Origin of the sequence: Clostridium sp. MCC353 (genome assembly GCF_018785315.1) — a bacterium.
Lineage (GTDB): Bacteria > Bacillota > Clostridia > Lachnospirales > Lachnospiraceae > CHH4-2.
Map to the genome: position 1 here is coordinate 6,982 of NZ_WQPN01000168.1, position 13,897 is coordinate 20,878.

General features: G+C 47.8%; 12 protein-coding genes. 2 read left to right on the forward strand and 10 right to left on the reverse strand.

What is annotated here, in order from left to right; translation table 11 throughout:
* The first annotated feature begins 174 nt into the window (after positions 1 to 174).
* Complete coding sequence (locus GPL15_RS25125) at positions 175 to 348, forward strand: hypothetical protein (RefSeq protein WP_215701421.1); 174 nt, start codon at positions 175 to 177, stop codon at positions 346 to 348.
* 147 nt (positions 349 to 495) lie between these two features.
* Here GPL15_RS25125 and GPL15_RS25130 read toward each other — a convergent pair whose 3' ends face one another.
* From GPL15_RS25130 to GPL15_RS25175, 10 genes are all read right to left on the reverse strand, one after another.
* Entirely contained in the window at positions 496 to 849 is a 354-nt protein-coding gene (locus GPL15_RS25130) for an MGMT family protein (RefSeq protein ID WP_215701422.1), read from the reverse strand.
* Positions 850 to 859: 10 nt separating this feature from the next.
* Positions 860 to 1,468 (reverse strand): carbohydrate-binding family 9-like protein, encoded by a 609-nt coding sequence (locus GPL15_RS25135; protein ID WP_215701423.1) that lies wholly within the window; start codon positions 1,466 to 1,468, stop codon positions 860 to 862.
* 48 nt (positions 1,469 to 1,516) lie between these two features.
* The gene (locus tag GPL15_RS25140) at positions 1,517 to 3,055 is read right to left on the reverse strand and encodes a response regulator (protein WP_215701424.1); all 1,539 of its coding nucleotides are present in this window, start codon (positions 3,053 to 3,055) and stop codon (positions 1,517 to 1,519) included.
* On the reverse strand, positions 3,027 to 4,499 hold the full coding sequence (locus tag GPL15_RS28250) for a sensor histidine kinase (RefSeq protein WP_215701425.1): 1,473 nt from the start codon (positions 4,497 to 4,499) through the stop codon (positions 3,027 to 3,029). Before GPL15_RS28250 ends, GPL15_RS25140 begins: the two co-directional genes overlap by 29 nt.
* Positions 4,500 to 4,517: 18 nt before the next feature.
* The gene (locus GPL15_RS25150; protein ID WP_215701426.1) at positions 4,518 to 5,546 is read right to left on the reverse strand and encodes a uroporphyrinogen decarboxylase family protein; all 1,029 of its coding nucleotides are present in this window, start codon (positions 5,544 to 5,546) and stop codon (positions 4,518 to 4,520) included.
* Between the two features lie 30 nt (positions 5,547 to 5,576).
* Positions 5,577 to 6,581 (reverse strand): substrate-binding domain-containing protein, encoded by a 1,005-nt coding sequence (locus tag GPL15_RS25155; protein ID WP_215701427.1) that lies wholly within the window; start codon positions 6,579 to 6,581, stop codon positions 5,577 to 5,579.
* Between the two features lie 68 nt (positions 6,582 to 6,649).
* Positions 6,650 to 8,176 (reverse strand): sugar ABC transporter ATP-binding protein, encoded by a 1,527-nt coding sequence (locus GPL15_RS25160; protein ID WP_215701428.1) that lies wholly within the window; start codon positions 8,174 to 8,176, stop codon positions 6,650 to 6,652.
* A gap of 11 nt (positions 8,177 to 8,187) precedes the next feature.
* Complete coding sequence (locus GPL15_RS25165) at positions 8,188 to 9,183, reverse strand: ABC transporter permease (RefSeq protein WP_215701429.1); 996 nt, start codon at positions 9,181 to 9,183, stop codon at positions 8,188 to 8,190.
* 177 nt (positions 9,184 to 9,360) lie between these two features.
* A complete protein-coding gene (gene nth, locus GPL15_RS25170; protein ID WP_215701430.1) occupies positions 9,361 to 10,011 on the reverse strand; it encodes an endonuclease III in 651 nt (216 codons plus the stop codon).
* 21 nt (positions 10,012 to 10,032) lie between these two features.
* Complete coding sequence (locus GPL15_RS25175) at positions 10,033 to 13,221, reverse strand: UvrD-helicase domain-containing protein (RefSeq protein WP_215701431.1); 3,189 nt, start codon at positions 13,219 to 13,221, stop codon at positions 10,033 to 10,035.
* A 322-nt stretch (positions 13,222 to 13,543) separates the two neighbouring features.
* Here GPL15_RS25175 and GPL15_RS25180 point away from each other — a divergent pair, with 322 nt between their 5' ends.
* Positions 13,544 to 13,867, forward strand: a complete 324-nt coding sequence (locus GPL15_RS25180; protein ID WP_215701432.1) for a hypothetical protein — start codon at positions 13,544 to 13,546, stop codon at positions 13,865 to 13,867.
* Positions 13,868 to 13,897: the final 30 nt, after the last annotated feature.

A 13,897-nucleotide genomic window follows, 5' to 3' on the forward strand; every position in this document is an offset into this window, starting at 1 on the left:
AGCCTTGACCCTTTACTGTTATTCCCCACGTCAGTTACTTGAAATGTCTATACCATAATCTGCTCTAAATACCAAACACCGTCTCAAGCAAACGCTTCTCTGCCTTTTCTACTTCCCTTCCCCAAATCTTTATTTATCCTTTATCAAACCAGTACACAGCCATGAATCCTGGAAATGGGGACGGACGGGGGCGGAGGCCTGCCTGGAGGTTTGATGCCGGGCGGAGCGGAATCCGTTGGCGATGAAAGCCGTCTGGAAACCGTAAGTGAAACTAAGGCTCCAGGGATGGAAAAAGACGGGCAGAAACTGAAAACCAAATCAGTTTCTGAGATGCCCACTGAACGGTAAAGTCCCATAAAGAGTTTACCGTGAATGGGCATCGGACCGTCTTTTTCCGTCCCTGGAGCCTTAGTTTCACTTACGGTTGGAAGCCGGTTTTCATCGCCAACGGATTCCGCTCATGGCGTCACTTTTAAGAATCAACTAAATAAAGATTCAAATCCCCATCTCCTCAAAGCTCCCCCTCATCCTCAACGCATCTTCCATCGTATTATGCCAGCCAAACCGTTTTAAATCCACCCGGTTGTCCCGGACCTCCACGCCTTCTGCCTCCAGCATGATCTTCTGGAGATCCGGCTGGGCAAAGGCTTGGGCGCCGCTTAAATATCCTTGGCCGTTTACAACGCGGTGGGCGGGGACTTCGCCTTCCCGGATGCGCCGGTTCAGGCCGTATCCTACCTGCCTCGCGTTTTTGGGCATGCCGCACAAAAGAGCGATCTGGCCGTAGGATGCCACTTTTCCCTCTGGAATCTGCCTGCATACGAGAATCACTCTCTGGTAAAAATCCATACTGCCGCCCCTATTCCATCACTGCTTCCGCAAAATATTCCGGCAGATGGAAATCCGGTTTTTCACTTTTTATTTCCGTAAAACTTCCGAAATGAACCGGTTCCTGCACCTCGCTGATCTTATAAAAATTGCATTTAAAACGGTCCCCGCCGGAAAATTCACTCTTTTTGTATACATATTCGACCACTTCCAGAGGAACCAGGATTTCCAGTTTCCAGCAGTCTTCCAATATCTGGCACCGGCAGCGGCAGGCTTCCCTCAATTCTTTTGGCAGCGGCTGACGGTCTTTACGGCCCCGTCCGTATTTCGCATGCAGGGTTCCCAGCACATTTGCCTCGAAATTCAGATAAATCTGGTCTTCCCCATCCTGGGGGAAAAACTGGAAAAATGCTTCCATAGCGGTTTCCCGGCACACCATCCCGTCCGGTTCCGTGCAGGCTCCGGCCGGATTTTTCTCCTCGGAAACCATCTCCACTAAAAAGCCATGATTCTTCCAATATCCCATTCTGCCGTATGTTACCGGCCTGTAATCTCCGCCCCAGTTGTAGCAGTCCACATGAAACACCGGGCATTCCTTTAATTCTTCTGCATTCTCAATTGCTTTAACTAAATAATCCATCTTAATCCTCCTAGCCGGAATGTTTTATCCGTAACTATTATTTTCTCACTATTCCCCTTTGTTCGCTCTGTATTCCGTCGGCGTACAGTTTTCATACTTTTTAAATATTTTAGCAAAATAATTCTGGCTGTTAAACCCCACCTCATAGGTAATTTCTTTAATACTTTTGGGGCCTTTTAAAAGCTTCTTGGCTTCCTCCACCCGTTTCTCAGATAAAAGATCGGTAAAATTCTTTTCCGTATATTTTTTCAGCAGACGGCTCAGATAATAAGGTGAGATATCCAGGGCTTCTGCCACTTGTTCCAGCATGATATTATTTTGATAATTACTTTCAATATAATTTAACGCCCTGCCCACGATTTGGTTGGACTTTTCCTTGTTTAAATCTCCGGTTTCCTCCAACACTGCCTTTAAGTGAAGCCTGATATAAGTCTCCACCGCCATATGATCTTCAAGGGCTGTCACCTCGTCAATGGACATTCTGGAATAATCCGCGGATTCCAGCCTGACATAATACCGCTGAATCTCCTTCAGGCACAGGATCATAAATTGATAAATGTTCTCTTTTAACTGTTTAAAAGAATATGTGTTTATCGTCGCCGCCCTGAGAATTTCTCCGGTACAGCATAAAACCGCTTCCTCCTCTCCTGATTTTATGCCGTTTAATATTTTTGCAATCACTTCATCGTAACTGTTTCTGTTGTCCTTATCCCCGCTTCCTGTCATTTTATATACCAGATAAGAGGATTCTTCGCACAATTCCACGGCCCGCAGCGCTTCTCTGTAAGATTCCCTCAATCCGCTTCCCAGTTCATAGATCGTCCCAATTCCCAAACGGCACTCACTGCGTCCCAATTCATCCAAAAGCATTCTGACAAAATGTCCCACTTCTGATGTTTTTCTCATCTCAATCTGATTTCTGCTGAGAATATAAAAGACCAATTCCGTATGAAACAGTTCTCCAATACAATTAAGGCCCACGTCCTGTAATGCGCCTTTTACCTTCCTTAACAAATATCTTGGATTTTTCTCATAACTGCATACGAAACAGAAACCGGTATCCGCCTCAAATCCCAGAAATGAAATCAGCCGCTGGAGCTCTTCTCTTGATTTTCCAGATATCATCCCATAGATGCAGTCCAGCTCCACAATGGGTTTAATCTCTTCCACGCTGGTTAAAAGGGCTGATTTCTTCTGCTCCGTTTCCTGTTCCGCGCTGATTTTCAGTATCACATCTTCAATCACTTTTTTCAGTTCTGAAATCTTCGCAGGCTTTAAAAGGAACTGCTCCACGCCAAGGGTCAGAGCCTTCTGCGCATATTCAAAATGATTATATGACGAAAGGATGATATAACGGCTGCGGCCGCATACTTTTTTCATCTCCCTGATGGTTTCCAAACCGTTGATTCCAGGCATGTTAATATCCACCATCACAATGTCAGGAACCAGCTTTTTACAAAGTTCCAGGGCCTGGAGTCCGTTTTCCGCCTCTTCAATCCGGGAAATCAGAGGGCAGTTGGCCTGAATCATCAGTTTAAGCGCGGCTCTCTCGATGGGTTCATCTTCCACTATCATCAGACTGCTCATAAATTTCCTCCATTCCATTTGAAACCGGAAGTTCAACTGTGACTGCGGTACCGCACTGCACCGCGCTTTCGATACTTAAAACCGGCTTGATTCCAAAAAAAAGTTCCAGCCTTTTTCTCACATTATTGATTCCAATGCTCTTTTCCTCCACACCGGACTGAACCGCTTCCAGTCTGGAACTGTCCATTCCGGTTCCGTTGTCTTCCACCAGGATATAAACCTTATCCCCGCCTCTTTTTACGGAAACCAGTACATGAGCACCGCTGACCATATTTTTAACACCGTGTATAACCGCATTTTCAATCAGCGGCTGTATGATCATTCCTGGCATGATTACCTTGGGGATATGGTTGCCAACACTCAGCTCAAATTTGATCCTGTGTCCAAATCTGACTTCCTGGATTTTAATATAATTCTTAACGCTTTCAATCTCACTGTACAGATCGGAAACGCTGTTTGATTTGTCCAGACTGTATCTGAGAAGATCCGTTGTAGTCTCCATCAGCTCCGACGTCTTCTCTGCGCCTTCCAAATAAGCCATTTTGGAAATCAAACTCAATGTATTAAATAAAAAGTGAGGATTCATCTGCCCCTGAAGAACTTTCAGTTCTGTTTCGATCAGCAGCTCCTTCACTTTCAAATTCTCATTTTCCTTTTCCAACAGCTGGTTTTCCAGTTGGGATTTTTCCTGCACATGGCGGATGCTGGCCTGCACCTCGTCTGCCATCTCCTGCACCGCCTCTTTTAAAACCGCCACCTCCACAGTGTCCACTTTCTCTGGCAGGTTTAAATTGTAATCTTCCTTTTTTATTTTCTCAATGCTTGAAACGATCTTACGGATAGGCAGAGTGATATTCCTGGCCGAAAAGTACGCGAACAGAAGGGCACTGGCCATCATAGCCAGAACAAATATCACCGTTGTGCCGATCTGGTTTTTTAGCTGCATGTTCATCTGATCCTTAGCCGCGTTCATTTCGTCTGCTATTAAAGTGGAATATTCTATGTAAGTATTCTGTATATTTTCCGCAATACGGCTGTAAAATCCATATTTCTCCTGGAAATTCTGCCGGCGGATTCCGATTTCTTCGAAAACTTCAGAATAGGTATCCACCATATTCTGAAGCTTTGTATAGTTCCAAATTAACTCCTCGTTCAATGCTGATTTTTTCAGTTCCGAAATATCCTCACAGCATTGATTCAGCGTGTATCTGTAGAGATCAAGATATTCCTCATCCGACGTATACAAATACATCTGAGCATAACCGTCTAAAACGGCCACATCTTTATAAAACGCGTTCAGTTCACTGTATTGGTTGGTAAAATTATTATAGATCTTCAGCGCCTTGCCCGTCCCAACATTGATATACACGGCAATGGCAGTGGAGAGAAAGAATAAAATCAGATAATAGGCCAACAGCCGCTGATTGATTGTCTTCTGCTTCACTCTTCCTCTCCTCCCTTTTTATGGTCTAAAACTTCTGACCGTTTCCACAAATGCCCTTATATTCTTCTCAGGCGTTCCGGCTGGAAGGGCGCATCCGGCCCCGATTACAAGTCCCTCTCCCTTAAATATATCCAATACCCTTTTTGTTTCCGCCGCGATGGTTTCCGGCGTGCCGAAATAGAACATTCCAGACGGATCGATGGGGCCAAACATCACTGATCTGCCTCTTAAAACCTTTGCGGCCCTGTCCACATCCGTTTTATAATCCACTTCTACCGCATCAAACCCCACACCGGCCACATCCTCAATAATCCGGTCCATGTTCCCACAGATATGGCATAATGTTTTTATTCCCAAATCGGATAAATCCTTTTGAAGCCTTTTATGATACGGCAAGGCGTATTTTATGTACATATCCCTGCTGATCAGATCCGGGCCGCAGGAACTGTCGCCAAAACTGGTCATATCCGCGCCCGCCTCGTTCATCAGCTTATGAAAGGTCAGATGCACCTCATAAGCCCGGTCCATCAGCCGGAATATCCCTTCTTCACAGTCCTCGTCCAAAAGATCCGCCATAAAATCCTGCATCCCATAGGACAGCATGGCCAGGCTGAAAGCCATCTGATCACAGTTGCCTCTTAAAAACAGCTCGTCCTTAACTTCCCGCTTTATCAGGTAAATCGCTTCCAGCAATATCTTAACCCGTTCGTCTTTAACCAGCTTTTCCGGATCCATAGCCTCGATCAGGCATTCGATCTGACCGGACGCAGGACCGGTGACCCGGGCCGGTTCATCCTCCGGAAAATCTACCGGAACGCCTGCCGCATATGCCTCCATACAGGTATCGATATCCACTAAAATGCCGTCCAAACCATATTTCCGCGCAGTATCGATGTGTGATCTGGCAATTACACCTGCATTTTCCCGGTATTCTTTCATGGTGTATCCGCATTCCCTGGCGGCCGACATGAAGTTGTGAAGCATGACTGGGGTCTCACCGATCCTTTCCCCGTCCAGCACACGTTTAATTTTCTCATATCCTGTCATTTATCTGCCCCTTTCATTTTATATCCTGCATTACTTCAGGTCAACTTTTACTTTTAAAGCGTCGCCGTAGGTATCGATATTTTCTTTGGTTATAATGATGGTGCCGGCGTCATTGATTACCTGTTCCGGCTTTTTGCCTTCCGTAATGTTCTGGTACAGCCAGTAAGCGGCCTGATATCCATAGTTAAAGAAAGAGGTGGCAACCGTTCCGTCCAATTCGTCTTTCCTGATCAGGTCAAGGGTTTCTTCCGTATCATCCACGCCGAAAACTACCACCTGATCCCGGATTCCCTTGTCCTGAACCACTTTCGCGCAGGCCGGTCCCGCTTCCGCTGCCAGGTTAATGGCCACATTGGTTTCCGGATATGCTTTGAATGTATTTTCCCACTCCGTTGTGGATTTCATCTTATCTGATTTGGATTCGGATATATTAACCACTTCAAAACCGCCCGGATGTTTGGAAAAGACTTCTTTAATGGCATCGATCTGATCATGGGCGATCTGGTAGTTTAATGCCGCTACCTGGATTGATGCTTTGATGGGCGTATCCTGATCAATTTTTTTACATGCTCCCTCATATAATACATCGGCCTGTTTTTTCACATCTTTTCCAAAAAATGCCAGTCTGTCAGTATCGGGAATATCGGAATCCACAACCAGAACGGGAATTCCGGCGCTGATGGCTGTTTTAACCGGTTCAGCCGGTACTAAGCCCTGGGTGATAATGCCGTCTGCCTTCTGGGCCACCGCTGTCTCAACCAGTTTCGACATCTCTTCCGGTGAAATATTTTGAGGTCCTACCCAGTCTCCCTGTACGCCCAGTTCTTCACAGGCCTGTTCAAATCCCTGCTTTGCAATCAGCCAGACCGGATGAGCCAGAAGCGGTGAAACATAAACAAAATGAAGCTGGTCCGCAGCGGTTGTTTCTTCCTTCTTTCCTCCTGCTCCCTCTGTCTGGTTCGCCGCCGGCGCCGAACATGCCGCTAATGATACCGCCATGGATAACGCTAATACTGCTGATAATAATTTCTTCATACTCTTCTCACTTTCCGCCGTTTAAACGGCACTGTTTTTTATAGGAACTGCTGTTTTCCAAACACGCTCTATGTATTGGACGCTATTTTTAACAATGCAACTTCATTTACCTCATCTTTGCCCAAAATCTTTTGGACCCTGCCTTTGCCTAATACCACAAACCGGTCACACATTGCAATCAATTCCGGCATCTCGGAGGATATCATGATGATACCGATGCCTTTTGCCGCCAGATCCTGTATTATCTTATAGATCTCCGCTTTGGTTCCCACGTCGATTCCCCTGGTCGGCTCATCCAAAAGGATCACTTTCAGATCGGTCATCAGCCATTTGGCCAATATCACTTTCTGCTGGTTTCCGCCGGACAGATTGGAAATCAGAGTATCCATGCCCGGCGCTTTTACTCTGAGGGTATCATAGAATTTCTGTGCTTTTCCACATTCTTTTTGGGGATCGATCAGGATCATACCGGATATCTCTTTTAAAACAGTCAGGGTCATATTGTGTTTGATCGACATGGTTCCGATAAATCCATTCTTTTTCCGGTCTTCGGTCAAAAGTCCGATCCCATACCTTTTCGCATCCTGTGGAGATCTTATATTTATTTCTTTTCCTTCCATCCACACTTTTCCGCTTGTCTTGGGAATGGCCCCAAAGATCGCGTTTACCAGTTCGGATCTCCCGGCGCCGACCAGACCGGCAAGCCCGAGTATCTCTCCTTTATTCAAACTGAAACTGACATCTTCTATGATATTTTTGCCATATGCAAATGTATGCGGGACTTTAAAATGCTCCACCCTTAACAGCTCTTCTCCAATTTTTCTGCCTTCCACCTTGGGGTACATGACATCCAGATGACGGCCGATCATATCTTCAATAACCTTTGTGCTGTCATAACCGGACGCTTTTTGATACTGGCTGATATAAGCCCCGTCCCTTAATATTACCATCCTGTCACATAGGGCAAATACCTCATCCAGCTTATGTGATATGTAGATGCAGGACAGCCCCTCTTCCTTTAGCTGTCTTAAAACCGTCATTAGCTTCTGCGTTTCCCCTTCCGTCAAAACAGATGTGGGTTCGTCTAAAATGAGAATCTTAGGGTTCCTCACCAGCGCCCGGGCGATGCATACCAACTGCTGCATGGATGGGCTCAGGCTGCGGGCGGTTACATTGATGTCGATCTTTGCATGGATTTTTTCCAGGGCAGCGCCGGCCTTTTTCCTGGCTGCCTCCCAATCCACCAGACCAAATCTGGTTTTAGGAAGCATTCCCAGCAGTATATTTTCTGTAACGCTGAGATCCAGTTCCAGATTCAGTTCCTGGTAAATCATGGCAATCCCGGCGCTTTCTGAATCCGAAGGCGCCTGGAACCTGCACTCAGCGCCGTCCAGAAGTATTTTTCCTTCATAGCTGTTTTGCGGATACAAGCCGCTGAGAATTTTCATCAGCGTAGACTTTCCGGCGCCATTTTCCCCCATGACCGCCAGGATTTCATGTTCGCAGAGCTTCAGAGAGACATCTTTTAACGCAACGGTTCCTAAAAACCGCTTGGTCACATGTTCAACAGATAACACAACTTTAGGTCCATTCATACCGCATCCCTCTAGTCTTTCTTAATTGAGTTCTTCAGGATCAGCTGACGCTTATACTGATCTAATAACACCGCCAAAACCAGAATCACGCCTACCACCAGATTCTGCCAGTAGACAGATACTCTCATAAGAGTCAGTGAATTTGTCAATATCTCCATAAACAACGCTCCGATGGAAGCTCCGATGATCGTTCCCATGCCTCCAAAGGTTGATATCCCTCCGATAATGGCTCCGCAGATGACAGTCAGTTCGTAGCCGCTTCCTGCCGCAGCTTCCGCCGAACCCAGGCGGGCCGCCATGAAAACCCCGGCCAGCGCAGCTAATGTGGAAGTTATCACATATACTGAAAATTTTGTCTTCTTTGTATCAATTCCGGAAATCCTCGCTGCCTCTTCATTTCCTCCCAGCGCATAAACCGCTCTTCCAAAGGGCGCTTTCGACAATATAATGTGACCTGCCGCGGCGATGACGACCGCCACGACTACAACCATGGGTATATTAAAAATCCTGGTCTGTTCAATCTTCATCAATCCCTCCGGCAGCGGATAGATGGGAACTCCCTGTGTCAGCACCGATACCAGCCCCCTGGCCGCGTACTGCATTCCCAAAGTGACGATAAGCGGCGGTATTCCCGCCTTCACAATGATCAGGCCGTTAATTCCCCCTATGATTCCGCCCATCAAAATACCGGTTATAATCGCGAAAAATACCGGAACACCGGCTTTGCACATCATGCCGGTTATGACACCGCCCAACGCCAAAACCGATCCAACAGATAAATCCAGCCCTCCCGTGATGAGAACCAGAGACATCCCGACTACGGTTATCAATGTAAATCCTGTGGTCCTCAGTACATTGAAGATATTGCCGGCAGATAAAAATGTGGGGTTGATGCAGGTAACAAATAACACATAGACAATTGTCGCTATTACAATGCTGCTCTCCTGCTTCTGCATAAACCACCTTATTTTTGTCTTCAAATCCTTTTTCTTTTCTCCTTGCTTCATGCTGCTCCCTCCTCTTTTATATCAACTATTATAAGGCGGCGGCTTTCTGTGGTGATGGGCATAAGTTGTCAATATCTTGGACTTATTAGCATTATTCTTTTACAGCGCTAAAAAAATAGCAATATTTTGCTAAAGGACAGCAAAATATTGCTATTAATAATATCGTGGCCTATTTAACTAAAGCCGTTTCCCACACCATTTCTCAAGGGGGCACAGCTCACACTTCGCCTTTCTGGCGGTGCATACCGCCCTTCCGTGATAGATCAACTGAAAGTTGATCCTGTTCCAGTGGTCCTTGGGCAGCACTTTTTGAAGCTCCAGTTCTACCTGCTGGGGGTTTTTGCCGTTTGCCCATCCAAGGCGTCTGGAAATGCGGAATACATGGGTGTCCACAGTCACGCCGGGAATTCCGTAGGCGTCCGCTAAGTATAACGTGGCGGTTTTTCTGCCTACTCCGGCCAGGGTCAGCAGGCCTTCAATGGTATCGGGCACCTTTCCATGGTATTCTTCCACAATCTGGCCGCAGCATTTTTTAATGTTCTTCGCTTTATTTTTATAAAGGCCGACGGACCGGATATACTCTTCGATTTCCTCCACAGAAGCGTTTGCCGCATCCTCCGCCTTTTTAAAACGTCCGAACAGGGCCGGGAGCGCTTCATCCACCTGCTTGTCCGTGCTCTGGGCGCTCAGCATGATGGCTGTAAGAAGCTGCCACTGCTCCTGATGGTAAAATCCTTCTTTGGTGGTTCCATATAACTCATCCAGTTTTTTTAATACCGGCCGCACAAGCTCCGGCGGCGCCGGTTTGAATTCTTTCTCTTCTGTCATACTATCCTCCATGCCTCCCGCTTATATGAAATCGAACAGGCTCAATTGCACGCCGCCGTCCGTCCTTTTCTGCTTATTCGCATCCTCTCTGAGCAGGTCTTCTTCCGGGATGTCGAAAAGAAATGGAGATGGCTCCGGGGAGGTGACCAGAACCAGCTCTTCTTTCGCCCTGGTCATGCCCACATAAAACAGGCGGCGTTCTTCTTCCAAATCCGCCGGCTGCTTTTCATGTTCAAGGGGAATCATGCCTTTTTTCACTCCGCACAGGATCACCGCCGGAAATTCCAGCCCTTTTGCCCCGTGCAGAGTCATGAGAGTGACCGCGTCTGAGGTGTAGGACTTTCCTCCGCACCGCCTCAGATCACTTTCCCGGCCGAACATCAGGTTTTCAAGCAGTTCCTCCATGGTTTTATAAAACACTGCCATGGAAACCAGCTTCTGCATCTCCGGACGGCCGGAAAGCCCGGTTTCCTCCATCCAGGTTTCCAGCAGCTTATCGGGTTTTGTCTTTTTTACAAGCCCGGAAAATTTATCAGCCATGGACTGCAAAATGCAGCCGGATATGCAGTCCTCCGGCAGATTCCATATGTATTTAAGCGCAAGCTGTCTGGAAAAAAGGTCGCCTGGCTTTAAAAGATACCGGAAAAATGCAGCAGTTCCCTGTACTGACGGATCGGACAGGAAATCGTCTCTGCCTGCCACAATATAGGGGATTCCCTCCTGCCGGAGACATTTTTCCAAAAGGTCAGCCTGCCGGTGGGTCCGGTAGAGTACGGCGATATCGGAAAAGCCCTTGATCCGTTTTATATCCTCCTGGGAATTCCGCTCCTGGGCATCCAGCATGTCGATGCCTCCGATCAGACGGTTGATCTCCTTAGCGGTAAAAATGGCCCCGGCCATCTCGCTTTTAGCCGTCACCAAACGGATTGGCGGCCCTTCCTTTTTCCAGGGAACCAGTTCCCGCGGCTGTCCTTCGTTCTGTGAAATGACAGAAACCGCGCCATGGACAATGGACGGAGCCGAACGGTAATTCTGCACCAGACGCACAGTCTGAAGCTCCGGCATGTCCCGTTTCAAATGGTCAAAACAAGCGGCGTCTGATCCCCGGAAGCCATAGATGGCCTGGTCGGGATCTCCGATCACAAATAACTCCCTGCCCCCCTGATTCCACGCCCGGATCAGCCGGTACTGTACCGGATTGATATCCTGAAATTCATCCACCAGAAGGTATGCAAATTTTTGTCTTCGTATTTTATTCTTTTCTTCCTTTTCCAACAGCCGCAGGGTTTCTATGAGAAGGTCGTCAAAATCCAGCACCTGAAGCTGTTTTAAACGGCTCTGGTAATATCCGGCCGCTTCCGCTGTGATTTTATCGGCCAGATTTGACATTCCTGTTTTGATCAATGAAATCTGACGCAGAAACTGTCTGGCGGAAAGCTTCAGGCCAAATTCCCGGACCGCGTCTTCCGCAATTCCCAGGGTTTCTTCCTCACATGCCAGCGTAAACTCCAAGCCTTGTCTGATCAGGAGGTCATTGCAGATGGAATGAAAGGTTCCTATATTCATGAGATGAGCGGTGCGCCTGCTGCCTATGGCCTGTTCCAGACGCTCTTTCATCTCCTGCGCCGCCCGGTTGGTAAAGGTCACCGCGGTTATTTCCGACGGTTTTACCCCTCTCTCCTTTAATAAATACAACACTCTGGATACCAGGGTTTTTGTCTTGCCCGTACCCGGCCCTGCCACAACTGCCAGGCCGCGGCAGGCAGTTTTCACCGCTTCCTGCTGCCGGGGATTTAACTGTTCCCATACTGACGGATCTGTCCCTCTTGTTTCCTGTACTTCTTTCCTGTTTACCGGTTCTGCCTCTAACCCTTTGGAACCATGATCTCTCAGAACGCCCTGAACCGCGGCGGCCGCCTCCATTTCTGCCAGATTGATTCCCTCAAACAGGCTGATCTGGCCGTCCGTATTGGTCAGCTCCGAAGGCTCAAACAATTGGATCGTGCCGTATTCGCCGTCAAATCCCGGCATCCGCCTCACTTCTCCCGCCCTGAGACGCCGGATTCCCTCCGACAGCAGATGGCCGGAGTGATGGCGGATCTCTTCAATCGGAACTTCCCGCAGGATGGAGAACTCGGATCCCAGATCACGGATCAGCGCCTCATACTGGTTCTGAACCTTAACGCTTGCAGAGGAATGTCCGGTAGACGCGCCTATCACTTCCGGAAGGGGCACCAGGCTTTCAAATGATTTCGCCCCCGGCAGGATAAAGCCCTCTTTCCGGTCCGCAAGCTGTTCTACCCGGTGGGATACCCCGATGGTCAGTTTCTTTCCGCAGACCGGACATTTCCCGCCGTATTTTTCCGCCTCCAAAGGGCTGAGGCAGAGGTGGCATTTCCGGTGGCCGTCATAGTGGTATTTCCCTTCTTCCGGGTAGAATTCGATGGTGCCCAAAAGGCCCTTTCCCATCTGAACAGCATCGTAAAGCCCCGTATAGGATAAATCAATGTCCAGAAGATTGGCTTCCCGGCCCAGTTTCGCCGGGGAATGGGCGTCTGAATTGGACACCAGTTGGAAACGGTCCAGGGCGGAAAGCCGCCAGTTCATGGGCGGATCGGATGACAGCCCGGTTTCCAGGGCATGGATATAGGGCGTCAGATCTTCAAAACATTCTTCGATCCTGTCGAATCCGGAAAATGCCCCGAACAGGGAAAAATGAGGCGTCCAGATATGGGCCGGTATATAGATGGCTTTCGGGCAGAGTTCCAGCACGATCTCCAAAAGATCATGGCAGTCCAGCCCCAGAATGGGACGCCCGTCGGAATGGATATTCCCGATGGTTTCCAGTTTCCTGGATATCCGTTCCGCATCTTCCAGACCCGGCAGAATGATCACGCTGTGCACCTTGCGCACTTTGCCGTCCTTTTTATAAATGGAGCTGATCTCTCCTGTAATCACAAAACGCGGTTTGACCGCCGACAGGGCGCTCCCCCGTTCCAGCACAAATTCATCCTTTAAACAATAGAATCCCTCTTCCGCAGGCCTTAATTTTTCCTTCAGCTCCTCCCGCCAGGCCGGGTGGGTGAAATCTCCGGTTCCCACAATCTGAATTCCCTTTTTCCTGGCCCAAAGATCCAGATATTCCGGCGTGCAGTCCCTGCTGGTGGCCCTGGAATATCTGGAATGGATATGCAAATCCGCTATGTACATGTTTTCCTCACATTCTGCCGTTTTTGACGGCCTGTGTCATTTTAATCCTCCATGCCGGAGCAGTTTTTTGCGAAGGCGCGCGCTGAGAATTTCAGATTCTCAGCTGCGATTCAAATTTGTGGTTCCGGCACAAATTGGGGTGTATTCTGAATAATTTGTCATGATACTTGAAATCAATACTTTTCGGTAATCATCTCCTATTTTACACCAAAAAGGAGCCGGGATTCAACGACAAAAAAAATATATTGTGGAAAAGGGGAATAAACTATACTACAATAGCCTTAGACGACACCATTACTTTTTAGAAAACCGGAGGTGCGGTATGGCAGAGCAAATGCTATGTTTCGTATGCTGTTTGTTATGCGCTTTTCCCTTCTTTATTTTTTCACATGCCAATAAGGGGAGCAGGGAACCAATTGTCTTTTGGACAAAGGATAAGAATTTAAAAGAAAAGATCAGGGATATCAGAGGTTACAATGAGGAAATAGCCAAGCTTTATCAATTATGTGCCCTGGCATTTGTAATCACAGGCCTGGCTTTCTTCCTTCATGTCATTGCAGGCTATACCGCTATTGGCCTGATATGCACGCTGGGGATTTATGCCGTCAAGAAAAGATATGACTCCATCTGTGAAAAATACAGTTGAAAGCGGGCATTCCCCATTGACGGCCCCATT